Below are 21,802 nucleotides of genomic sequence, written 5' to 3'. Positions count from 1 at the left end.
GTGGCACACAAAGTCAACTCATGGACACCGGCACCGACGGGCCGGGTCCAGGATGCCCAGGCCAAGGATCCTTTCATTCTCTTCAGCCACGGCCATAATCTTTTCGCGTATGGCGTGCCCGTAAATATCGGGTGTCAAAAGTCCTGTCCACCCGGCAATGGCCTCTGGGGTGTAGTGGGGTTCGCAGAGCGAATGTGCATGGGGTTTTCTTGAATTCATACTACGAAGGGCATGGGCCGTGCCGGAGTGAAAAGATAATGCCAGGCCCCATTCGTCGTTACCTTGCATGAGACATGAACATAGCAAATGATAGTCGAGACGGGGTCCGGTTGCAACGCAGCTTTTTGACGGCAGAAGGGAGCGGTGTTTAAGGGCCGCCAGACGTCAGGCCCGGAAAAGGAACAAGGGCCGACTTTGGTCGGGTGGGTTGTATGATCCTGATTGGGCAGGCTTTATAGATAGGGTGTGTGGCGCTGTGAATTTTTTTAGTTTGATTTTCAAAACACTTGATCTTCAAATGAATGGCCGGTATAGAGAGGGTGTGCCGGGATTGTTTTTCCTGCGCCGGCACAGATGACATGCATGTTCTGCGACGATAGATAAGAGAGAAAACAGACCGCGAAAAAGAGGAAAAGCTATGATCGGACGGTATGCAAAACTCAATGTGTATCAGGAGATTTTTAAATCATCGGATTTTATCCGTGTGGCGGGCGGGGCGCTTCTGATCCCCGTGGCCCTGTTGACGGGCATGGTGAACCAGCAGGGGCTGGTGGCCTCGCTGAACCTGAGGGACCTGGTTCTTATTTTGTCGGTGGCGCTGAACGGCCTGCCCATTATCGTGGACGCCGTCAAGGGGATCATGGCCCGGGAGGTGAATGTGGACGAGCTGGTGAGCATCGCCATCATCGCCTGCATGCTCACGGGCAATTTTCTGGAGGCTGCCGTGGTCAGCGCCATCATGGTGGTGGGGGCACTCATTGAAGAGGCGGTGAGCGACAGCGCCCGGCACGCCATCGAAGAGCTGGTGGAGATGACCCCGGCCACCGCAACCCTTGTCAAAGAGGGCGGCGAGGTGCAGGTGAAGGTGTCGTCCATCCGTCAGGGGGACCGGCTGGTGGTGCGAAGCGGTGAAACCATCGCCGTGGACGGGGTTATCCGTGAAGGGGCAACCTTTGTGGATGAAGCCGCCATCACCGGGGAGTCCATTCCGGTGAGCCGTTCGGAAGGGGACGAGGTCTACGCCGGGACCACATGCGTGGACGGGTTCGTGACGGTGGAGGCCCTGCGCGTGGGCGAAGATTCCACCTTCGGAAAGATCGTCAAGATGATTCAGGCCGCCGAGTCGTCGAAAACCCGGAGCGCCCGCATCGTGGATGAATATGCCAAGTGGTTCACCCCGGTGATCCTGGCCGGTGCGGTGCTGGCATTGCTTATTACCGGGGAGATCTCCCGGGCCATTACCGTCCTTATCGTGGGATGCCCATGCTCGTTTCTGCTGGCCGGGCCTGTGACCACGGTGGCCGCCATCAGCCGTGCGGCCAAAGAGGGCGTGCTGGTTAAGGGGGGCGGGTTTCTGGAGACCATGGCCGGAGCCGATGCCCTCTTTTTCGACAAGACCGGCACCCTCACCAAAGGGGAGCCCGGCGTGGTGGAGGTTTTGCCCCAAGGGGACAGGCGGCCGGAAGAGCTTCTTGCCATGGCAGCGGCCCTGGAGACGGGGAGCGCCCACCCCCTGGCCCATGCGATTCTTGCCAAGGCAACCGCTTTGGGCTGCTCTGTTCCTGCTGCCCGGGAGATCCAGTCTGAGGTGGGGCGCGGCGTTTCGGGTAAGGTAGGGGACGCCCGGGTTGAGGTGATCTCCAGCGGTGCCAGGGGCGAGACGGGCCTGACCACCGTGGAGGTGCGTGTGGATGGCGAGCTTTGGGGCTATCTCGGCATGGATGATGAGGCCCGCCCCGAGGCCCAGGAGGTCGTCCGGGCTGTGGAGGCCAAGGGCCTCGGGGATGTGCGCATCCTTTCCGGGGACCGGGAACCGGCGGTCCGGCGCCTGGCAGACCAGGTGGGGATCTCCCGGTGGCACGCCGGGTGCAAGCCCCATGAGAAGCTGGGTCTCATCGAGTCCCATGAAGGCTCGGGCCTGATCTTCGTGGGAGACGGTGTCAACGACGCCCCGGCCCTGAAAGCAGCTGGTACCGGCATCGCCATGGGCCTCCGCGGATCGGACGTGGCCCTTGAGACCGCCGACATCGTGCTGATGAACGACAAGCTGGAGACCCTTCCTTTCCTCGTGGACCTCAGCCGCAGGATGAGCCGCACCATCAAGGCCAACATCGCCCTGAGCTTCGGCATCAACCTTGTGGCCGTGCTCCTGGGCTTTGCCGGGGTGCTCACCCCCATCCTGGGGGCTGTGGCCCACAACATCGGATCCATTCTGGTGGTGGGGCTTGCCGCGTCATTGAGGTATGCAAAGTAAGGCTCACCCTCCATGGGTCTTGTTCCAATTATCCACAAACTGCGCCGACTCCTTCAGGGTGTCCACGAACCACGGCACCTCCCATTCGGGGGTGCTGGAGTAGGTGTGGAGGATCTCCTCGTCGGTCATGCTGAGGATCTGGGTCCAGTTGTCCTGGTTGGCGGCGTTCACCAGGCGGGAGATGAGGGCGTCGTCAAAGGGGCGCGTGGATTTCCACAGCCACACCGGCGGGTAGATTTTCATGCCGAAGACGGCAAAAAGGGTCTGGACGCCCCCGGTGGGATCCCTCTGTTCCGGGGTGAGGTTAAAGGCCTGGTTGCTGACCACCATGGTGGTCAGGTCCACCCCAAAGTCGTCACGGTGCTCTTGGTTGGGATCGCCCTGGCCCAGGCTGAGGGTGACCTGTTCCACCCACCAGCTCGGTTTGTCCGCCGGTGCGTTGTATCGGAAGTTATCCAGGGAGTGGGTCATGAGCCACCCCATGAGTGTGTGGGTGTTGTCGTTGGAGGCCTCGGCCAGGGGCGGGTTGCCCCCCTGGCCCCAGATGTGGACCGGCCCCACGAAATGGGCACCCACCAGATTGAAGAAGTAGTCGTAGCGAACCTTGCGGGAGAGGTGGGAGAGCATGACGATCTCCTGGTCATCGGCGTTGCGACCGGCCATGACCACGATGATGCAGGAGGTGGCGCTGTCCGAGTAGAGGTATTTTTTGTCTGTGTCGTTGAGGCGAACCAGGCAGTAATTGTCCTGGCTGACGTAGTGAAACCCTTGGGGAAGGGTCGTGGTGGGGGTGGAGGCGGTGCGTTTGAGGGTCAGCATGGCTCTGGTCTCCTTATTTGGTGATGGTCATGGTTTGCCACGGTTTGGTCCGGGGGTTCCCGTTGATCACGTATTCGCACATCAGGCCGTTTTCCTGGGTGCTGAAGATCACCGAGGCCTGGGTGTAGAACTCACCGGGCTTGACTGCGACCCGGCAGATCGAGAGCTCGGTTTCGCCGAAGTACTGATCCCGCAGGAGCTTGTGGATGCCGTCGTGGTTGGGTTGGATCAGCAACAGCCGCTCGGCCCGTTCCAGGCGCAGGAAGGTGCTCAGGTTCATGGGATAGGTTACGGACGTGTTGAAGAGGCGACAGTTGTTGGTGTTGGCAAAGTAATCGGCCTTGGGGGAGAGGGTCAGGACCTCGGGCTTCCCGGTCTGGCCGACCACATCTCCCAGGCCGTTGAATTTAAAGTTGCCGACGGGGGAGTACTCCATGTAAACAGCCTGGCTTGTGTCGGAGAACATGGCGATGTCTGCTGACTCAAAGGGCCCCGGGTGTTCGGCGTCGCCGTTTAAGTAGAAGTCCGCCAGGGAGTCGGCGGCATCCTGGGCGTTGTCGTAATCGGCCACGGCCTTTTCGTAGGCCAGGAACAACGAGTCCACAGAGCTGTTCGGATCCTGGTAGGTGCTGGTGCGGACCAGGCGGAAGGGGGCGTTGCTTTCCCGTGCGGTAATTTCTCGCGTGTAGTTGTCCGCGGCGGTGAAGGTAACGCCGCTCGTATTGCCCCCCGCCCACAGGCCCGGCCTGCCCAGGCGGGTGAGGGCCAGGTAGGTCCCGGCTTTTCCCTGCCGTTCTTCCGGGGGATAAAAGGTGGTGGGGTCGGTGAGGTCGCACTGCTTGAAAGATCGGACAACGGATGCGTCAAACACGGTTCCAATGGTGCACATGGGGTTCTCCTTTCATGGTTGGGGTAGGCGGAAAAAAGCGGGGCCCCGGGACCCGGGAGCAACATGCCCGGACCCGGGGGAAATGCCGGGGACAACGGTCAAAAACCCGCGGTAAAAAGGCGTCACCGGGGGGCGTTTGTCATCGCCTGCGGGCCATGGTGGAGAGCAGCAGGATTTCGGGTACTGACGGCACGGCAGCGGCCGCAGCCTCTGTTGACGGGTCGTAGATGGTGTAGAACACCTGGTTTGTGTCCATGTTGTACAGGGCCAGGGAGCCGTCGTTGCCGAGCTGGAGGTAGGCGTTGTGGCCGATGGTGGCGGTGTTGGTGCCCCAGAGGGGCGTGTGGCTCATGTCGTAGAACACCAGGTTGTTGTCGGACTGCATCACCAGCCTGCCCTGGGCGCCCATGTCCTGGTGCCAGACCAGGGTGGGGTTGGAGGCGTCGCTGACATCGTAGATGGCCAGGGTGCCGTCGGTGGTGTTCTGGAACTGGAAGTTGCCGTTGATGGAGAAGAGGTTCTCTCCCGGCGCCAGGTAGGCGTTCTGGTACCCAGAAATGGCGTAGTAGGGGGTGAGTTCTCCGGCAAGGCTCTGGCCCATGAGGTTCTCCACGTCGGCCATGGCCATGGACGGATCCCTTGCAAGGAGTACGATGAGTTTTGCAAGGCCCGCGATGGGGGTCATGTCGTGGCCGCTGATCACCCCGGCCTCCTTGAGCCATGCCCCGGTGGCGTAGGCGTTGTAGTTGACGTCCCCTGCCAGCACCTGGGTGCAGTCCACCAGGATGATGCCATCATCGTGCATCTTCCCGAGGAGGGTCTGCATGGTCTGGTAGCTGGGGATGTTGCCCTCACCGTAGGCTTCGAAGATAATCCCGGCAAGGGGTGGGGAGACCTGGCTCAGCTGGGTGAGCATGGAGGTCATGAGGGACGGGTCCCCGCCGGTGTCTTCGTTGTAATAGGCAGGGAAGATGAGGAACTGGATGACCGATTTATTGGTAATATTGGCGGTGATGGTGGCAAGGTCCGCGCCCACCTGCTCGTAGTTGGCGTCGAGGGCGTCTGCGCCCGGCAAGGGCAGGAGGAACTGGTTGTAGAGGGTTGGCAGGATGCCGAATTCTCCGAGGGCAGGGTAGTTGGGGGAGGAGAAGGCCACAAACTCGCTGGCGTTGGTCTTGACCACCCGATTGCCGCGGTAGAGGGTGTCGGCAAAGTAGAGGCACACCTCGTTGACCCCCATGGTGAGGAACTGGACGCTGCCCAGGACATTGCGCAGGGCGTCGGTGTTAAAGAGAAAGGGATAGGCCGAGGGGTCGCTCCCCTCCTGGACGAACAGGGGGAGCTGGGAGCCCGTCACCGTGATGGGCTTTGTGGTCCCGGGCAGGAGGAAGGAGAGGGCCGACGAGGTCCAGGCCATGGTGTCGGTGCCGTGGAGGACCAGAAAGGCGTCGTAGTCCTTGTAGTTGTCGAAGATGTTCTGGGCGATCATCACCCAGCCCGAGGGCTGCATGTTGGTGCTGTCCAGGGTTTGGTCGAAGTAGGCGATCTCCACGTCGGTGATGGCGGTCTGGCCCGTGATCATGGGGGTGACCTGGGCGGTGAAGGCTGTCTTGAAATCCTCGCCGGACATGGGCGCCAAGGGCGTTCCCACGGAGCCGATGGTTCCACCGGTGTAAAGGATGTAAAGCTTCATGGTGCGATGTCTCCTTTGTTTTGATGCCGTTGGTGTGGATGGCTTTCGCCGGTCAGATGATGTCCACCCCGTCGCGGGGCACAAACATGTAAGCGTAGAAATCGTAGCTCACCACCATCTCCCTGGTGTCTGTCTTGCTGATGGGGCCCTGGTTTACCGTCCAGTTGGCCGTGGCAGGATCGGTGATGGGGTTGCCCGCGAAATCGAAGTCCGTGACCTGGTCGGAGCCATCCTTCTGGGACCACGTGGAGGTGGCCAGGTCGTCGCAACGGACCCAGTGGTAGTCGCCGGTCCATCCGATGCCGGGGTCTGCCTCGGAGATGAGCAGGGCCACGTAATGGCCCGGGGCCTCATCTTTGGCATGGGAATAGACCGCTTCAAGGGTTTGGCCCACCATGGACAGGCCGTCCAGCTCGGCTCCGTAAGCCACATCCGAGCCCGTGAATTTTTTGGGGAGGGTGTAGCCGTTGAGGCGCCCCGGCTGGGGAAACGAGTTGCTGGCGATGACGCAGCCGTAGGCGTAGCAGTTGTTGTTGGGCTGGTATTTCGCGGACATGAAGTAGCCTTTGCAGTCATGGGGCGGGTCGTAGGCGGTGGATTTCCCGAACACCGTCGGGGCGTACTGCGGGACGCTGCCTACGCCCTCCACAAAGACATAGTTGGGGGCGATGACATGGTCTTGCGGGGCTTTCTCTCTGAGGATGTGGAACTTGCTGTTCGGGTGAACGACGCCACAGAATTTAAGCCTTCCGACGCCGGTGGCAGCGTCTGACTGCATGGATGATGAACTCATGGGACCTCCTTTTTCAAGGTGGGCCCGGCCCCTTGTGAAGGGCAAAAACCGGGGCGCAGGCCGTTGACAGGGCGCGGGAGCAGGGTTGCAGCCTATCTAGTGCTCAAGGAGTGGCGGAGAACCTGGGGCCGGGCTGTTCGCGCGCGTGGTTGTTGGATGTCTTGCGGGCCTTGTCTCGGCTGCGAAAGAAGGTGCTGGGATGGGTATGGCTCCGGGGACGTGACGCGACCGGGCATCAAAGGCCGGTGACGATCATTGTACGGGCAGGCCATGGCCTTCATACGCTGGGGTGTTGGTGGGATGCCGTTGGGGCTCTTGTGGGGATTGGCTGTAAATAAGATGTGTTGCAGGCCAAAACGATCGTTTCACAGATCGGTTGAAAAATCAAGCGGGAGAACAGGCAAAAAGGGTGAAAAAAGAGTGTGTTGCGCAAAAGGCTCGGAGGGCGTTGGTCTCCGAGCCTTTTGTTTTTCATTGAGCTTACAGGTGGGTGAGCAGGCTCATCAACAGGAGCCCGTGGACGAGGAGGGCACCGGTGAGGATGGCGATCTCTTTAATGTGTGGGCGTTTCATGGCGTGCCTTTCCCATGCGGGGTTGGATGGTGATGCCCTTGGTGACCGTCTTGCGAATCCCTGCCGCTTTTCTGAAACAGACTCCGGCCGGGCAGAAGAACCGGCACCAGAACCGGGGAATGACAAACGATCCCCCCAGGGCCAGGGAGACCAAGTACCACTGCACGGTGGTCCCCTTGAGGCCGAAGAGGGTGGCAAAGGGCTCGATGGCCGCGTGGGCGGCGTTGCCCGTAGCAAAAGCCACCATCAGGGCCAGCCAGGTGAGGCCCAGGGCCCCGTCCCTCAGGGCTTCCTGAAGCTTTTTCGGCACCGTGACCCGGAGCCCGCCGGTGCGGGCGATGAGCTCCTGCAGGGCCCCGAAGGGGCAGAGCCGGGTGCAGTAGAGGTTTTTTCCGGAAAGGGCCACCAGCACAAGGCTTCCCGGCACCAGAAGCCACCAGAAGAGGTCGTCGCCGATGAAGGGGGCGTGCCCCATGAAAAGGGCCGCGATGTTGGAGACCGACACGGGTCGGTTCATCATCACCCCCAGAAAAAAGAAGCTGAGAATCAGCAGGGGGACCCTCGCCTTGTTGACCTTGAACCGGGCGCAGGCAAAGGCTGCGGCAAACAGGGCCAGGAGAAGGAGTTCATCCCTTCCCACGTGCCACGGGGCTGTTCGTTCGGGGCCCTTGATGCCCAGGATGTCTTCGCCGGCAAGGGCCATGGCATCGCAGGCCGCTCGGGTGATGGCCTTGGACGAGATGGTGGCCCCGCTTACCGCGTCGATGTTTTTCCCGATGCTGGGAAGCTCCCGGGGCGTTTTATCCGTGAACTGATCGAAGAACCCGTTGGAGCCAAGGTAGTCGAAAAACAGGGGCGTCTCCCGGTGTTCCGGCACCAGGACCTCTGTGAGGACGAGTTTGGGCGTCATCACCGCGGCCACGGTCATGGGCCCGCCCCAGCCCGTGGTGCGGGAGGGGTAGATGAGGTAGCGGGTCTCGCCGTTCTCCACCACCCGGTACGCCTCGGGGGAGGTTCCTGTTTTTTCAACGGAAGCCGGGGCAAAATGGTCGCTGAGGAACTGGATGGTCTTGTTTTCCCGGCTCACCCGTCCGTAGGCCAGGGCCCCTGCCAGTGCAAGAATACCAAGGAGTGCGAGTGTTTTTTTGATGTTCATACGTTTTTGTCTCTGGTCGATGTACTCGCCACATGCAGGTTTTTCCACCTGCCTGGCGGAGGCCTGCTTTTTTCAGCCGCGTCTTCTCGCTTGCAAGGCTCCGCCTTGCAGGCGTGAAGCATGGCGGCATCATGGCTAAAAGTTGCAGGGGCAAGCGATCTCAATTGTGGAGGCAGAGCCTCCGTGGATCATTTCCAGGCGGAGTCTGGGGGCAAAATGTCTAAAAAAACGTTGAGGTTATATCCCTATTTGCCGCTCAACGCATCAGGGCTGAGCGGCAAATGGGGCTGCTTGGTGGTGCCCCCACCTTGCCGCCGAAGGCCTGCCCTTTAAGCCGACTCCTTGCCGGTTGTGGGCAGCTTCTTCCAGGCCATGCCCCCTAAGAGGATCGCGGGCAGGCCGAAGAAGAGGAGGCCCATGTTGGCGGCCTGGTGTTCGTGTTCCAGGATGGAGCTGACGGACCAGGCCAGGGCAAAGAGAAAGAGAAAAAGAGAGAGCGCGGCGAGGACCAGGCTCTGGGTTCCTGCACCGCGTGTTTTTTTCAGGTAAACGATACCCATGATGCCCAGGGTGGTTAAGGCCCCGAGGATGAAAAAGAGGGTTTCAATGCCGTTGAATACACCCATGATGTCTGTCTCCTTGTGGTGGTTATGATTTCCAGAAACTGGTCACGGCTTTTTTGTCGAAGGAGTTGCCGTACCCGAAGAGTTTGTCCATCTCCCGCATCATGGAGTGGGCCGGGCCGGGCATGAGGTGGTTGATCTTGTCCACCAGGCGGTGATGCCAGAAATCGGGCTTGTTGTAGGGGCAGCTGGTGATGCAGGTGGCGCAGTCGCTTTTGGTCTTTCCCCAGGCCAGGAGGCATTTTTTCGCATCGATGGCCCATTTGGCCACCCCGGGGTTGTTGCACTCGTTGTGGACGTCAAAGGATGGCTCCTTTTCCGTGGAGATGGCGTGGCCCGGGCAGGCGTCGGCGCAGCGCATGCAGGTTTCGCAGAAGTGGCGGACTCCAAAGCTCACAGGCTTGTCACAGGCCAGGTCCAGCTCGGTGAACACCTTGCCGATGCGCACCCGGGGGCCGTATTCGTAGGTGACGAGGATGCCGTTTCTGGCCGCCTCTCCAAGGCCTGCGGCCATACCGTAAGGAACGCTCAAGGCTACGTCGTTACCGGCAGCAAAGGCCTTGTAGCCGATGTTGGTGATGAACCGGCGCAGGGACGCACCGGTGATGGCCATCTGGGAGTATCCCTTGCCCACGGCACCGCCGGAGACACCGGACGGGGCTGTGGTCATGGCCTCGTAGTCCATCTCAAAGGCCATGACGATGACCGATTTGGGGGTAAAGGGCAGGTCTGGTGGCAGGCTCTTTCCTTTTTGCGGGTTGTAAAAGGAGGCGTAGGTCCAGCGCTCGTCGTAGGGGGTGATACCCACCAGGTCGGCCCCCAGGAAGCGGGCCGCCTTTTTGATATAAAGGGAGGCCTCTTCTGCAGATGCAAAATCGTAGCGGTCCGGGGAGACCTCGTTGTCCCGGGCGTAGGCCACGGTGTCCGGGCTTGCCGTGGATGCACCGTCTGCGATGAGGGAGTCGATGTACCACCCGGCATCGGAGATGGCCTTGTCCAGAACGCGCTGCCCGAGATCTGCCGAGGTACTGCCCAATTGCCCCAGAGCCTGGCGTCCTTCGGGAAAGGCACCTGAGATGGCCTGGCAGAAGGCGGTGTCTTTCTGGTGAAATCGTTTATAGACCGCCTTGTCGATGGTGACGGGCAGTTCAGGCAGCTCTTTTTTTGCGGTGGGCCCCTTGGCAGGGCCCGCCGCGGCCTGGGAGGGCAGCCCGGCCATGAGGGCTCCGCCCGCAACGGCGGATGCGGCCCCGAGCTTCACAAAGTTTCGTCGCTTGAGATCGACCTTTTTTTCTTCTCCTGAATCCATGGATCCTCCTAAATACGTCCAGTGGTCGGACCCCGGCATGGGCTTGGCGTGTGACGGCGCCGTCCTGCCGGGGCTGTTTGTTTCCAGATTGGGTGCGCGGCCCAGACGTGCGTGGGGCGCTGCGATACGTCCGTAAATCAGCATAAAGCATGCCGGGATGTGGAGGCTCTGAGGAGGGGCAGGCTAGTTGGTTAACATCATGGAGGATGTGTCTTCAGGTGGGAGACGGAGTGATCTTGATGGGTGAACCTTTGGGGATGATATTTCATCCTTGGGATTTAATGTCGTCGTGAGGGCGGGCTGTGGCTGGTCGCAACGCATGTGGCTTATGCCTCCGGCGCTCCGGGCTGGGCAACGAAAGGAGAGGCAACCGGAACGTTATTGCGGAGCTTTTATCAAAAAGCGACCCGCCGGAGGCACTGAGCCTTAAATGTCTTTGCCCTGGGGGCCTAATTCCTGGTCACGGCCCGAGGCGTTGGGCCTGGGGATGCCCAGTTTATTGATTTTGGACATCAGGGTGCGGGGGTTGAGTTTCATGATTGCCGCGGCCCCGTCCGGTCCGAACACCTTGCCGCCGGTGGTGGCAAGAATCGATGCGATGTACCGGCGCTCGTTCTCTTCAAAGGAGAGGGGAGAGTCCGGTGCGTCGGCGGTCGGCACCGATGCAAAGGAGATGCAGGTCGGGTCCAGGCTGTCGTCGGTGCTGAGGATGCAGGCCCGCTCCACAACGTTCTGGAGTTCCCGAACGTTGCCCGGCCAGTGGTAGGCCCTGAGAATGTCGGTGAATGCTTTTGGGACAGTCTTGGGTTTTCGGTTGAGGGTGGTGCAGAAGTTTTCCGTGAAAAATTGGGTGAGAAGGGGGATGTCCTCTTTGCGTTCCCTTAAGGGAGGGGTGGGGATGGGAAAGATGCTGAGGCGGAAATAGAGATCAGATCGGAACCTGCCCGTGCGCACAAGGCTCGGAAGGTCCCGGTTGGTGGCTGCGATGACCCGTACGTCCACTTTGAGGGTGTCGGTGCCGCCCAGCCTTTCGAACTCGCCTTCCTGGAGCACCCGCAGGAGTTTGGCCTGGATCTCCAGGGACATCTCCCCGATTTCGTCCAGAAAAATCGTCCCTCCGTGGGCCAGCTCGAACCGGCCGGGTTTTTTCGAGTGGGCCCCGGTAAAAGCTCCGCGCTCGTGGCCGAAGAGTTCCCCTTCCACAAGCTGGGCAGGCAGGGTGGCGCAGTTTACCTTGACGAGTTTATTTGCGGCCCTGCCGCTCAACTCGTGGATCTTGCGGGCCACCAGCTCCTTGCCCGTGCCGGTCTCCCCGGAGATGAGGACCGTGGTGGGAGTGGGGGCCACGCTGCAGATGAGCCGGAAGAGCTCTCCGGTGGCCCGGCTCTGCCCGATGAAATCCCGGAAAACCTCCCGGGGTTTTTCGGAAGGGTTCGCCGGGTCGCCTTCGGTGTCATGGGAGGGGTACTTTTCCTGAAAGGCCCGGAGCATCTCCGCAAGGCGCACTGTCTCCGAGAGGTCCGTGAAAAAGGCGCACCCGAAGTCCCCATGGCCTTCATCGGCTCCGTAGACCAGGACCTTTACGGGGATCACCTTGCCGTGCTTGGTAAACAGGTTGTGCAATGTCCCTGCCCCTGGATCGTCCCCGTAGTAGGAGCCCCTCTCCTTCTGGGTGTCCAGAACAACGAATTTGTAGAGATAATTCCCCTCCAGCTCCTCCGGGGCGTACTCCAGTTTACGGGCGGCGTATCGGTTGACGCGGATGATCTTGCCGTCGGCGTCGTGCCAGACAATGCCCACCGGGGCGTGGTCAAAGGAGAAGAGGGTGCGTTGTGATTCCAGGCTGGTTTCGGTCGTGCGCTGCGATTCCATGGCGGTGCCGTGTTACTCCGATTCTTTGAATTCCAGGATATCGCCGGGCTGGCACGACAGGTGCTCGCAGATGGCATCCAGTGTGGACAGGCGAATGGCTTTGGCCTTGCCGGTCTTTAAAATAGACAGGTTCTGTTCGGTGATGCCGATAGCCCTGGCAAGCTGAACGGATTTCATTTTGCGCCTGGCCAGCATCACGTCTAAATTCACGATAATGGGCATGATCTCTCCGGTTGGGTTTGTTTACATCACATGGGGCTGGCCCTGCCGCCGCAGGGTTGGCCCGAATCCTTATACCGTGAATTGGCTCTCTTCGCTAAGGGCTCTTCCTTCATCCATGACCCAGGCAATGAAAAAGACGATACCTGCCAGAACCAGGGAGGTGAGTTCCGGAGAGCTGAACCCCACGCTGATGACCCGCTCTCCGGGCGGGTTGCCCATGGTGAAGATCACGCTCTTGGCCGACTCGTAGAGGATGGAAAAGACCACCCAGAGCACCAGGGCCTTGGCCGTGCTTCGAAACAGCCGCACGTGTTCAAAGGAGAAGATCTCTCCCTTGTTGTAATAGGCAAACAGCTTGCGGAGGTTCATGAGCCCGTAGGTCAGGGCCGAAAGGGGAAGCAGGCTGCAGAGAAGGCCCAGGGCCCGAAGGAAGGCGGGCAGGTGGTTGGGGATCAGCGGGGTGGCCGTGGTGTTGACGTTGATGATCTCGTTGGGCAGCTGGTTGATGAAGATCCAGTACAGGAGATAATACAAGGGAATGGCCACCATGAAAAAAGTGATGAGCAGGTGAAACCGCTTACTGTGTTTTTTGATCTTTGACAGGTTGTCCACAACAGGCCTCCTTGGCGCGGGTTGTCGATAAGCATCTATGGGGTTCTTATACATCAATCATTTATTATCGAAAAACGATAAGTGACGGTAGCGTAATGTCTCTATGTGTGTCAATCATTTATTATCGATTTTCAATAATAAAAAGGCCGGGACATAAGATCGGGGTGAGGACAAGCGGCTTGCGTTGGAGGGATGGCGCGGAAGGGGAGGCAACCGAAACGGTTTTTGCGGCTTTTCACGGTGTTGACGGTTTCTACACGGGAAGCTGAACGGGAATGTGGGCTTTTTAATATGGCGTAGATTGAGCCTTTTGCACATGATTTGGATGTGTTTGGTGGATCATTTTTATGAAATATCGGGATTGGGAAGGGTGGAACCCCACTCCCTGAGGGCCAAAATGATGGGCTTGACGGGTTCGGCCATGGGCGTGAGGCTGTACTCCACCTTGGGCGGGACCACCTTGTAGACCTCCCGGTGGATGAGGCCGTCGTTTTCAAGTTCCCGGAGCTGCTTGGTGAGCATGCGCTGGGTCACCGAGGGCATGTGCTTTCTCAACTCACCAAAGCGTTTTTTTCCCGTCATCAGGTGGTAGAGGATGATGCCTTTCCATTTTCCGCCGATGATGCCGAGGGCTTGTTCTACGGGGCAGTTGGGTGCTCTGTCGGCCATGATACGTGCCTCCATGGTATACAAATTGATACTATAGTACAAAATTGTACCTACTTGACCAAAAGATACTTTGTCCTTAGGTTGGTTGTCAACACACAAACGACATCTTTACGGAGGACGATTTCATGAAAAAACAAGAGATTCTCGACGCCTTTATGTTCCGGCACGCCTGCAAGGAATTCGACGCGACGAAAAAGATATCCGAAGGGGACTTTTCCTTTATCCTGGAGACAGGGCGCCTCTCCCCCAGCTCCTTCGGCCTTGAACCCTGGCATTTTCTGGTGATCCAGAACCAGGCCCTGCGGGAGACCCTGGTAAAGGTGGCCTGGGGCGGACAGAAGCAGTTCCCCACGGCCAGCCACCTGGTCTTCATCCTGGCCCGGAAGAGTCACTTCATGAAATACGACAGCGAGTATGTCGACAAATTCATGGTAAACGTTCAGAAGCTGCCACCGGAGATTGTGGAGATGCGCAAAGGGTTTTACGAGGCCTTTCAGTCCACGGATTTCAACCTGCTGGAGAGTGAGCGGGCCATGACAGACTGGGCCACCCGGCAGACCTATATCCCCCTTGCCAACATGATGACCGCTGCCGCCGTCATCGGTGTGGACAGCTGCCCCATGGAAGGCTTTGACCGGGAGAAGATGGACGCCCTGCTTGCCGCAGAGCTGGGCATGGACAGGGATAAATTTACACTGGCCTGCGCCGTGGGCTTCGGGTATCGCAAGGAGGCTCCCATGGCAAAGACGCGCCAGGAGCTGGAGGCGGTCACCACCTGGTACGAATAACCGGCAGCCGGGCACCTGATCACGCTGGCAATGATCAGGTACCCGGAATCCCTTTTTACCCTTTGATGTAGAGGATAAAGTTTTTGATTTTCTTCAGATGGGGGAGCACCACGATGACCACGATGGCGATGAAGATATACTGGATAACCTGAAACCGGTCATTTAAAAAATCGAAACCGTAGAACCAGATTCCGATGGCGGTGAGGGTGCCCAGGAGGGTGGCGGACAAATTGCGTACCAGGCCCAGCCGCAGCATGTACCCGATGATGGAGCCCATGACCGGGCCGGTGACGGGCAGGGGGGCCATGACAAAGAGGAAGATTCCGATCCAGCCGTAGGGCTCGATTTTGTCTTTGTGCTGCAGGGCCTTTTCGGTGAGGCGGTCCATGGCGTTCATGATCCACGGGATCCTCAGGTAGCTCTTGGTGCTGAGAACGAACCCTGCGTAGGTGAAGCAGACGATGAGCACCTCGATGTAAAAGTTGTAGCCGATGGACATGGCGGGCCCCATTCCCGCGAAGATGCAGAGTCCCACACCGGCTGCCCGTCCCCCGAAGGTGTGGGCCCCGAATACGAGGATCAGGGTCTCGGCTTGCTTGTAGTCTGTGAAGGCGCAGTATCCAAGGTACCCCAGGAGCAGGACGGTCAATAGACAGCCCATAAGCAGGATTTTGAATTCTACGGAGTTAACAAGGGTGTGTTTCATGGTGAATCTGCACCGTTATATTGGGTGGAGGGTTCAGACGTGTGACGGGTAGCACACAGATAGGTAACTTCCAAAAGAACTATGCTGATGTTTTTATCACACCAATAGCCCTTTACCAAGGGATAACGACTCCTGTCCGAGGGTGTTACCTTCGAACTCCGGGCAGAGACGCAAAAAGGCCCGCTTTCATCGATGATGGAGGCGGGCCTTTTTTTGTTTTTCGTGTCACGAGATGGCTTTACTTGAGCAGCTCCACAAAGGCTTCCACGCGGGTCTTGAGCTGCCCCATGTCCTCCTGGCTGTAGTCGGTCTCAATGCGCAGGGTGGGCAGGTCCGTCTCTTCCAGCTCTTTTTCCAGGGGAATGGCCTCCATGGCGTAGGGCTGGCAGAAGTTTAAGGTGTACTGAATCACGCCGTCGGCCTTGGATTTTGCGGCCAGCTCTTTGATGTGGCCGGACCGTTCTGTGTTGGGGGTGAAGATGGCACAGTCGATGGCAAGGTAGCGGTCCACCAGGGCGTCCAGAAGGCCGTCCAGGTCGTCTGCGGAGTCGTCGGTGAGGTTGCGGCAGCCGCGCTCGCCCACGCAGGACTCTTCGGCCACGATGACCGCCCCGGAGGTCTCGATGACGGCGGGCAGCTTCCAGTTGGGCACGGCCATGGGGCAGCCCGACACAAGGATGCGGGGGGTGCCGTCGGCAACCACGGTTGTTTTCTCTGCAATGCGCGTTTCCAGCTCGTCGCACAGGGCGTTGACCGCATCGGTGAAGCGGACCGGGTCGTCGTAGAAGAAGACCTGGTTGGCGATGAGGGCGTCCAGGCCGGAGATGGGCAGCACCGGGTTGTGCCTGAGCGCTGCCAGGCGGGCCATGGCCTTGCGCTTGTTGTTGACGATGGCGATGCCTTTTTTCAGGGCGGCCACGTCAATGGTGTTGCCGGTGAGGGCCTCCACCGCCTCTTTGTAGCGGATGAATTCCGCCTTCAACAGGGCCCGGCCTTCGTCTGATTTTACCTGGGGCAGGTCCATGACGTAGAGGTTGTCGGCCAGGGTCCCTAAGGTTTCATAGGCCTTCTTCTTGCCGTCGCAGGTGTTTTCCCCCACCACCAGGTCCGAACACTCCAGATAGGGGCAGACCTTGGCCAGCTTGAAGCCCAGGGAGGACTTGATGAGGGCGCAGGTGTTCCGGGGAAGATATTTTTCCACCTCGTCCATGGCAAAGTCGGCGCCGGAGCAGAGCCCCACCTGGATGGCCTCGGCCGCCAGGGAGATCTCTTCGGGCACGAAGACGCAGTAACAGCCGATGACTTTTCGGCCTGTGGCCTGTGCATCCACCAGCTCCTGAATGCGCTGGCCGTGGACCTCGCTCATGACAAAGTCAAAGTACCCCATTCCTTCGGGGCGGTTTTCCTGGGCAAGGTAGATGTCGCCGTAAGCCTGGCCCAGCACGCTGAGCAGGGCATCGTGGGCCTCGATGTCAAGGCCGAGGTTTTTCCACATGGGGGTGTGATCGGTGGTCATGGAAGCTCCTTTGGGTTGGGTGTTCATGTCTTGTCAATATTAGGTGAAAAAAGCAGGCCACCAGGGGCGCGAATGCTTCCGGCCTTCGTTCCTCAGGCCGATCACATTCGCTGACGGGCTGCGCCCATAGGTAACGGAGGTCTTGCTGTTTTATGCGTGTAAGGGCTACAGCGCCTGCCTCCCAGAGGCACGCTACAGGTCTCTTTTGATAATGCCCGAACAATCTCCAGCTTGGGTCGCGGGCATAGCCCGCCAGCAAATGCGTGGGGCGAGGAACGAGCCCCGGAGCATTTGCGAACCTGGGGTGCAGGGGCTGTAGCCCCTGCCCGCCGGAGGCATGCTTTTGTTTTTTTACCCTGTTAAATCATTTCCAAAAACGCTTCCACGCGGATCCTTATCTGCTCGGTGTCTGACGAGGAGTAGCCGGTGTTGACGTGGAGGACGGGGATGTCGCACTCGTTTTCCAGGGTTTCCGCCACGGTGGTGTGTTCCACGGTGTAGGGGTGGCAGTTCTGGAGGGTGGCGTCCACCACGGCGTCGGCGCGGAACTGGGTGACCAGGTCTTTGAGCAGGTCCAGGCGCCTGGTGTTGGGGCTCATGCAGGCGCAGGGGGTGCCCAGGTAGTGGTCGGCCAGGGCGGTTACCATGTCGGCCTCTTTGGCAACGGGGCGGAAGATGCTTTTAAGGCCGCCGCAGTGTTCCTGGGCCACCACGAGCCCACCGAGCTCTTCCACGAGTTTCAAGACCTTGTCCGACCCGCTTCCCATGGGGCAGCCGGTGACCAGCACCCGTGGTTTTTTCTTGCCCTGGGACTCCTCGGGGGCGTTGGCCAGGATGGTTTGAAGGAGGTCGTTCAGCATGGCGTTGTATGCCGGAAGGTCCACGGCCACGTTGCGGGACTCCATGAGCATGAGCATCTCGCGACCTGTCAGGGGCGGCACGGGTCCTTCCATGAGCTTGGAGATGGCCATGAGGGCTTCGTTGCGCGTGTTGAGAAGATCTGTCTGTTCAGCCAGGGCTTCGTCGGTGATGACGCGTCCTGTGTGGTCCTCGATGAAGGCCTTCAGCCGCTGGACTTCGCTGCGCCAGAACTCTTTGGCCGGGGCGCTGTCCGCTGCGTAGGGCAGCTGCATCACGTGGACGGGTTTAAGGGATGCCATGCGTTCAAACATCTTCTTTTTGCCGTCGCAGGTGGTCTCCCCGATGATGACGTCGGCGGCCGCAAAATAGGGGCAGGTGTCGGAGAGGGCAAAGCCGTAGCTGGACTTGATGAGGGGGCAAAGGGCTGCCGGGAGCTCGGTTTCAGCCACGGCAATGGGCTTTTCGTCCTTGCCGCAGAGGCTCACCGGGATCATGCCGGCGGCGCGGACCAGCTCTTCCGGGGCAAAGGCGCAGTAGATACCGGCCACCTTGATGCCGTTTTCCGGGGCTTCGGCCAGGTGGCGCTGGCAGTGTTCGGACAGGAGGGTAAAGGGTTTCAGGGCCGCTTTGATGGCCGGATGGGTGGTACGGGTCATGACTGTTTTCCTGAAGATGGGGTGAGAAGGGCGTGGACGGAGACCGCGCCCATGATAACGACACCGTAGACCATGCGGGTCCACAGGCCGGAGAGGCCGATGCTGATGATGCCTGCCTCGATCATGCCGATGATGATGGCTCCCATGAGGGTGCCGTAAATGGTGCCTGTGCCGCCGAAGACCGAGGTGCCTCCCACGAAGACGGCGGCAAAGACGAGGAGCATGTAGCCCTCTCCCTGGGTGGGCCACCAGCTGGCCATCTCCATGCAGACCATGGCGCCGGAGAGCCCGGTGACCATGCCCATGAGCACAAAGACGCCGGTGCGGACCTTGGCCGTGGGGATGCCCATCATACGGGCGGCTTCGGGGTTGTCTCCGCAGAAGCGCAGGTGGTCCCCTGCCACGTGGCGGTTTAAAACCAGCCAGAAGAGGCCGGTGAGCCCGGCAAACCAGACCGCCTGGGCAGGCAGGAATTCAAACCAGCGGCCCACCATGAGGTGGTGAAGGGCGGTTTCCCTGATCTCGGGCATGTTCACGGCCAGGCCTCCTGCCAGGAGTACGGTGGCCCCGCGCCAGAAGAACTGGGTGCCGATGGTGGCGATGATGGCGGGAACGCCGAAGCCCACCACCAGCAGGCTGTTGAGGCATCCGGCAAGGGCGCCCACGGCAACTGCCGCCATGAGCCCTGTCACCGGGCTGCCGGTGATGGCAAAGACCTTGGCAAAGGCAAAGCCGCAGGCCGCCATCACCGCCGGAAAGGAGAGGTCCATCTCGCCCGTGATGATGACCAGGGTCATGGCAAGGGCGATCATGCCTGCAAAGGGGATGGTGGAGAGGTAGGCGATATAGATCCGGCCGTGGAGAAAGGTGTGGGGGGCAAGGGCCATGAAGCCTGCCAGCAGCACCGTAAAGATCAGGGTAATGGCCCATTGCACGGGGTTGTTGCGCAGAAAAGAGGGGATTGCGTTCATATCAGGACCATTTCATCAGGGTTGCCATGAGGGATTCCGGGGTTTCATCGGCCTTGCGGGCTTCGTGCACCACCCGGCCGCGCTGGAGAAAGAGGAAGCGGTCGGCCACGTCATGGACGTGGTGGAGGTTGTGGGAGACGAAGAGCCCTGATTTCCCCTCGGTCTTGAGGGCCTTTGCAAAGCCCAGCACCTTGTCCACCTCTTTGACGGCCAGGGCCGTGGTGGGTTCATCCAGGATCACCACCCGGGCGTTGAAGTACATGGCCCGCCCGATGGCAAGGCCCTGGCGCTCTCCGCCGGAGAGCACCGAGACCGGCGCGTCGGCAGAGAGCCCCGCCCCTTTGAGGCCGATGATCTTTGTCAGGACCTTCATGGCCTCTTTTTTTTCATGGGCCACCCGGATCATGCCCAAAGGGTTGGTGCGGTGGCGCCCCATGAAAAAGTTCCGCCAGATGGGCTGGGACTCCCCCAGGGACTTGTCCTGGAACACGGTCTCGATGCCCATGTCCCTGGCGGTTTTGACGGTGTGCCTGCCCGGGTCCACAACGGCCCCGCCGATGCGCATGGTGCCCTTGTCAAAGGTCTCCACACCGGAGAGGATCTTGATGAGGGTGGATTTCCCCGCGCCGTTGTCCCCGATGAGGCCGATGATTTCGTTGTCATGCAGGGTCAGGTCGACGCCGTTCAGCGCATCCACGTGGCCGTAGGACTTGGTGATGCCGGACAGTTCGATAAGGGGCGCCATATGAATTTTACCTGAGCCCTTTTTTCGCCAGGGGCGCGATGAGGGAGAGGTTGTCCGCTCCGATGAAGCCGCCACCGGTGTCGATGTTAAGGCCTGAGAACCCGTACTTTTCGGTGAGGGCGATCTGGAGCACGGAGAAGTAGCCCAAAAGGAAGGGCTGGGCGTCTCCGATGAGGTCCACAAAGCCATTCTGAATGGCCGTTGCCGTGGCAGGGGAGAGGGAGAAACCGGCCACGTTGATCTCGTCGGGTTTCACGGCTGCGGCCCTCAGGAAATTTTCCATCTGGGCGGTGAGGGCGCCGTGGTCGATGACCATGAGCTTGCAGTCCGGGTGGGAAGCCAGGTAGCCGGTGACCACCGGGGTGCCAAGGGAGGGGTCCTTGTCGATCTCCGGGGAGATCTCCAGGTAGTCCACGGTGACGCCTGCGCCTTCAAGGACTTCAAGGATACCCACGGCACGGCGGCCACGGGTGGGAAGGCGCTTGAGGCCCCAGACAAAGGCCCGGTCCCCTTTTTTGAGGCCGAAGCGCTGAAGGCACTCGTTTGCCATGCTCTTGCCCTGGGTGTAGTTGTCCGGGCCGATGAATCCGAACCCTTCGGCCTGGTATTTGCCTTGGGTTTTGGGAAGCGGGGTGTCCACGGTGGTGACGAGGATGCCGCTTTGCCGTGCTTCATTGATGAGGGGGGCAAAGGCCGAATCACCGGGAAGACCCATGACAACAATGCCCGTGGGCTTTTCGGCCAGGGCCTTTTTGAAGTTTTCGATCATCTTTTCCGGGCTCCAGTCCGAGTAGACGAAGCTGATGCGTGCGCCGATGTCGCTGGCTGCGGCTTTGGCACCGTTATACACCACGGTGTTGTACGTGCCGCCCACGGGGCCGCCGGTGTCGAACCAGATGTGCATGCCCTCGCCGGTTTTCGGCATATTCGCGGCCGAGGCAAGGGGAACGGCGGTGAAAAGGAGCAGGGCAAGGGTCAGGAGTCGCTTGATCATGTCGTGTTTCCTTATTATTTATGTGTGTGTGGGGCGGGAGCCCGCGTTACTGCTGATCGTCTGCGAGAAGCGCTGCGCCCAGGGCCACCACGGTCTGGGGAGAGTCCGGCACCACCACCTCGGTGTTGAGGGTGTCGGACAGCAGGGCCCGGATGCAGGGGTTTTTGGCGACCCCACCCACAAAGCACAAGGGGCCGTCCAGGCCCACGCGGCGGATCATGGAGGCGGCGCGTCGTACCACGGATTCGTGGAGGCCCCGGGCGATGTGCACGGGTTTTTCGCCTTTTGCCAGAAGGGAGGTGACCTCGGATTCGGCAAAGACCGTGCACATGCTGCTCACCTCCACGGTCTTTTCAGCTGAAAGGGCCGCGTCTCCGAAGGTTGACGGGGAAAACCCCAGGTTGTCGGACATGATCTCCAAAAATTTTCCGGTGCCTGCGGCGCAGCGGTCGTTCATCTCGAATTTGACCACCCGGCCTTTTTTCCCTACGCGGATGACCTTCACGTCCTGGCCCCCGATGTCGAGGATGGTGGAGACCTCGGGGTAGAGGTGAAAGGTACCGGCGGCGCAGGCCTTGATTTCGGTGACCGTGTCGGCTTCCATCTGCTGCTCGAAGAGGGTACGGCCGTAGCCGGTGGCCGTGAGCCGGTGCGGGGTCATGCCGCTTGTGGCCAGGATCTCCCGGGCGCGGGTCATGGGCTGGAAGCCGGTGTCTGTGGTGGCTGTGTGGGTGAGGGTGCCGTTTTCCAAAAGGACCAGTTTAATGGTACGGGAGCCGATGTCGATGCCTGCAGAGATCATGGGGCCATCCTGTGTCTGTCAAAAAAACATGTCGCCTGTCCGTTTAAAGGGCAGGTTTTG

At 60.0% G+C, this 21,802-nt stretch carries 20 protein-coding genes; 2 read left to right on the top strand and 18 right to left on the bottom strand.

What is annotated here, in order from left to right; genetic code table 11:
* Positions 1 to 637 precede the first annotated feature (637 nt).
* On the top strand, positions 638 to 2,473 hold the full coding sequence (locus tag ACOYW0_RS05285; protein WP_482417510.1) for a heavy metal translocating P-type ATPase: 1,836 nt from the start codon (positions 638 to 640) through the stop codon (positions 2,471 to 2,473).
* 3 nt (positions 2,474 to 2,476) lie between these two features.
* Here ACOYW0_RS05285 and ACOYW0_RS05280 read toward each other — a convergent pair whose 3' ends face one another.
* The 11 genes from ACOYW0_RS05280 to ACOYW0_RS05230 all read right to left on the bottom strand — a co-directional run bounded on the left by ACOYW0_RS05280 (position 2,477) and on the right by ACOYW0_RS05230 (position 13,703).
* Positions 2,477 to 3,292, bottom strand: a complete 816-nt coding sequence (locus tag ACOYW0_RS05280; RefSeq protein ID WP_482417509.1) for a hypothetical protein — start codon at positions 3,290 to 3,292, stop codon at positions 2,477 to 2,479.
* 13 nt (positions 3,293 to 3,305) lie between these two features.
* The gene (locus ACOYW0_RS05275; protein ID WP_482417508.1) at positions 3,306 to 4,181 is read right to left on the bottom strand and encodes a hypothetical protein; all 876 of its coding nucleotides are present in this window, start codon (positions 4,179 to 4,181) and stop codon (positions 3,306 to 3,308) included.
* Positions 4,182 to 4,320: 139 nt separating this feature from the next.
* Positions 4,321 to 5,874, bottom strand: coding sequence for an asparaginase domain-containing protein (locus tag ACOYW0_RS05270; RefSeq protein ID WP_482417507.1), 1,554 nt, complete (start codon positions 5,872 to 5,874; stop codon positions 4,321 to 4,323).
* 52 nt (positions 5,875 to 5,926) lie between these two features.
* Complete coding sequence (locus ACOYW0_RS05265) at positions 5,927 to 6,667, bottom strand: hypothetical protein (RefSeq protein ID WP_482417506.1); 741 nt, start codon at positions 6,665 to 6,667, stop codon at positions 5,927 to 5,929.
* Between the two features lie 553 nt (positions 6,668 to 7,220).
* Positions 7,221 to 8,396 (bottom strand): FMN-binding protein, encoded by a 1,176-nt coding sequence (locus tag ACOYW0_RS05260; RefSeq protein ID WP_482417505.1) that lies wholly within the window; start codon positions 8,394 to 8,396, stop codon positions 7,221 to 7,223.
* Positions 8,397 to 8,725: 329 nt separating this feature from the next.
* The gene (locus ACOYW0_RS05255) at positions 8,726 to 9,022 is read right to left on the bottom strand and encodes a hypothetical protein (protein WP_482417504.1); all 297 of its coding nucleotides are present in this window, start codon (positions 9,020 to 9,022) and stop codon (positions 8,726 to 8,728) included.
* 22 nt (positions 9,023 to 9,044) lie between these two features.
* Positions 9,045 to 10,328, bottom strand: coding sequence for a reductive dehalogenase (locus ACOYW0_RS05250; protein ID WP_482417503.1), 1,284 nt, complete (start codon positions 10,326 to 10,328; stop codon positions 9,045 to 9,047).
* A 426-nt stretch (positions 10,329 to 10,754) separates the two neighbouring features.
* Positions 10,755 to 12,200, bottom strand: a complete 1,446-nt coding sequence (locus ACOYW0_RS05245; protein WP_482417502.1) for a sigma-54 interaction domain-containing protein — start codon at positions 12,198 to 12,200, stop codon at positions 10,755 to 10,757.
* 12 nt (positions 12,201 to 12,212) lie between these two features.
* On the bottom strand, positions 12,213 to 12,422 hold the full coding sequence (locus ACOYW0_RS05240; RefSeq protein WP_482417501.1) for a helix-turn-helix domain-containing protein: 210 nt from the start codon (positions 12,420 to 12,422) through the stop codon (positions 12,213 to 12,215).
* Positions 12,423 to 12,491: 69 nt separating this feature from the next.
* Positions 12,492 to 13,034 carry a DUF2975 domain-containing protein gene (locus ACOYW0_RS05235; RefSeq protein ID WP_482417500.1) on the bottom strand — a complete coding sequence of 181 codons (543 nt, stop codon included), beginning with the start codon at positions 13,032 to 13,034 and terminating at the stop codon, positions 12,492 to 12,494.
* Between the two features lie 345 nt (positions 13,035 to 13,379).
* The gene (locus ACOYW0_RS05230) at positions 13,380 to 13,703 is read right to left on the bottom strand and encodes a winged helix-turn-helix transcriptional regulator (protein ID WP_482417499.1); all 324 of its coding nucleotides are present in this window, start codon (positions 13,701 to 13,703) and stop codon (positions 13,380 to 13,382) included.
* 125 nt (positions 13,704 to 13,828) lie between these two features.
* Here ACOYW0_RS05230 and ACOYW0_RS05225 point away from each other — a divergent pair, with 125 nt between their 5' ends.
* The gene (locus tag ACOYW0_RS05225; protein WP_482417498.1) at positions 13,829 to 14,491 is read left to right on the top strand and encodes an NAD(P)H-dependent oxidoreductase; all 663 of its coding nucleotides are present in this window, start codon (positions 13,829 to 13,831) and stop codon (positions 14,489 to 14,491) included.
* A gap of 55 nt (positions 14,492 to 14,546) precedes the next feature.
* Here the strand turns inward: ACOYW0_RS05225 and ACOYW0_RS05220 are convergent, their stop codons facing one another.
* The 7 genes from ACOYW0_RS05220 to ACOYW0_RS05190 form a co-directional block, all read right to left on the bottom strand.
* On the bottom strand, positions 14,547 to 15,197 hold the full coding sequence (locus ACOYW0_RS05220; protein ID WP_482417497.1) for a small multi-drug export protein: 651 nt from the start codon (positions 15,195 to 15,197) through the stop codon (positions 14,547 to 14,549).
* 238 nt (positions 15,198 to 15,435) lie between these two features.
* The gene (locus ACOYW0_RS05215; protein WP_482417496.1) at positions 15,436 to 16,713 is read right to left on the bottom strand and encodes a double-cubane-cluster-containing anaerobic reductase; all 1,278 of its coding nucleotides are present in this window, start codon (positions 16,711 to 16,713) and stop codon (positions 15,436 to 15,438) included.
* A gap of 359 nt (positions 16,714 to 17,072) precedes the next feature.
* Positions 17,073 to 18,230, bottom strand: a complete 1,158-nt coding sequence (locus tag ACOYW0_RS05210) for a double-cubane-cluster-containing anaerobic reductase (RefSeq protein ID WP_482417495.1) — start codon at positions 18,228 to 18,230, stop codon at positions 17,073 to 17,075.
* Positions 18,227 to 19,201, bottom strand: a complete 975-nt coding sequence (locus ACOYW0_RS05205; protein ID WP_482417494.1) for an ABC transporter permease — start codon at positions 19,199 to 19,201, stop codon at positions 18,227 to 18,229. The genes ACOYW0_RS05210 and ACOYW0_RS05205 overlap by 4 nt, the downstream gene beginning before the upstream one ends.
* A gap of 1 nt (position 19,202) precedes the next feature.
* A complete protein-coding gene (locus ACOYW0_RS05200; RefSeq protein WP_482417493.1) occupies positions 19,203 to 19,946 on the bottom strand; it encodes an ATP-binding cassette domain-containing protein in 744 nt (247 codons plus the stop codon).
* A 7-nt stretch (positions 19,947 to 19,953) separates the two neighbouring features.
* Positions 19,954 to 20,940, bottom strand: coding sequence for a sugar ABC transporter substrate-binding protein (locus ACOYW0_RS05195; protein WP_482417492.1), 987 nt, complete (start codon positions 20,938 to 20,940; stop codon positions 19,954 to 19,956).
* A 46-nt stretch (positions 20,941 to 20,986) separates the two neighbouring features.
* On the bottom strand, positions 20,987 to 21,742 hold the full coding sequence (locus ACOYW0_RS05190) for an acyl-CoA dehydratase activase (RefSeq protein ID WP_482417491.1): 756 nt from the start codon (positions 21,740 to 21,742) through the stop codon (positions 20,987 to 20,989).
* Between the last annotated feature and the right edge of the window lie 60 nt (positions 21,743 to 21,802).

This window comes from Desulfoluna sp. HI9BLuna (genome assembly GCF_056829775.1).
The sequence above is the reverse complement of the archived record's forward strand: the minus strand, read 5'-3'. Positions and strand labels throughout refer to the sequence as shown.

What these genes read in the sequence shown, in the direction of transcription:
- ACOYW0_RS05285 (WP_482417510.1), top strand. Translation starts at nt 638, where the DNA reads ATGATCGGACGGTATGCAAAACTCAATGTGTATCAGGAGATTTTTAAA.
- ACOYW0_RS05280 (WP_482417509.1), bottom strand. Translation starts at nt 3,292, where the DNA reads ATGCTGACCCTCAAACGCACCGCCTCCACCCCCACCACGACCCTTCCC.
- ACOYW0_RS05275 (WP_482417508.1), bottom strand. Translation starts at nt 4,181, where the DNA reads ATGTGCACCATTGGAACCGTGTTTGACGCATCCGTTGTCCGATCTTTC.
- ACOYW0_RS05270 (WP_482417507.1), bottom strand. Translation starts at nt 5,874, where the DNA reads ATGAAGCTTTACATCCTTTACACCGGTGGAACCATCGGCTCCGTGGGA.
- ACOYW0_RS05265 (WP_482417506.1), bottom strand. Translation starts at nt 6,667, where the DNA reads ATGAGTTCATCATCCATGCAGTCAGACGCTGCCACCGGCGTCGGAAGG.
- ACOYW0_RS05260 (WP_482417505.1), bottom strand. Translation starts at nt 8,396, where the DNA reads ATGAACATCAAAAAAACACTCGCACTCCTTGGTATTCTTGCACTGGCA.
- ACOYW0_RS05255 (WP_482417504.1), bottom strand. Translation starts at nt 9,022, where the DNA reads ATGGGTGTATTCAACGGCATTGAAACCCTCTTTTTCATCCTCGGGGCC.
- ACOYW0_RS05250 (WP_482417503.1), bottom strand. Translation starts at nt 10,328, where the DNA reads ATGGATTCAGGAGAAGAAAAAAAGGTCGATCTCAAGCGACGAAACTTT.
- ACOYW0_RS05245 (WP_482417502.1), bottom strand. Translation starts at nt 12,200, where the DNA reads ATGGAATCGCAGCGCACGACCGAAACCAGCCTGGAATCACAACGCACC.
- ACOYW0_RS05240 (WP_482417501.1), bottom strand. Translation starts at nt 12,422, where the DNA reads ATGCCCATTATCGTGAATTTAGACGTGATGCTGGCCAGGCGCAAAATG.
- ACOYW0_RS05230 (WP_482417499.1), bottom strand. Translation starts at nt 13,703, where the DNA reads ATGGCCGACAGAGCACCCAACTGCCCCGTAGAACAAGCCCTCGGCATC.
- ACOYW0_RS05225 (WP_482417498.1), top strand. Translation starts at nt 13,829, where the DNA reads ATGAAAAAACAAGAGATTCTCGACGCCTTTATGTTCCGGCACGCCTGC.
- ACOYW0_RS05220 (WP_482417497.1), bottom strand. Translation starts at nt 15,197, where the DNA reads ATGAAACACACCCTTGTTAACTCCGTAGAATTCAAAATCCTGCTTATG.
- ACOYW0_RS05215 (WP_482417496.1), bottom strand. Translation starts at nt 16,713, where the DNA reads ATGACCACCGATCACACCCCCATGTGGAAAAACCTCGGCCTTGACATC.
- ACOYW0_RS05210 (WP_482417495.1), bottom strand. Translation starts at nt 18,230, where the DNA reads ATGACCCGTACCACCCATCCGGCCATCAAAGCGGCCCTGAAACCCTTT.
- ACOYW0_RS05205 (WP_482417494.1), bottom strand. Translation starts at nt 19,201, where the DNA reads ATGAACGCAATCCCCTCTTTTCTGCGCAACAACCCCGTGCAATGGGCC.
- ACOYW0_RS05200 (WP_482417493.1), bottom strand. Translation starts at nt 19,946, where the DNA reads ATGGCGCCCCTTATCGAACTGTCCGGCATCACCAAGTCCTACGGCCAC.
- ACOYW0_RS05195 (WP_482417492.1), bottom strand. Translation starts at nt 20,940, where the DNA reads ATGATCAAGCGACTCCTGACCCTTGCCCTGCTCCTTTTCACCGCCGTT.
- ACOYW0_RS05190 (WP_482417491.1), bottom strand. Translation starts at nt 21,742, where the DNA reads ATGATCTCTGCAGGCATCGACATCGGCTCCCGTACCATTAAACTGGTC.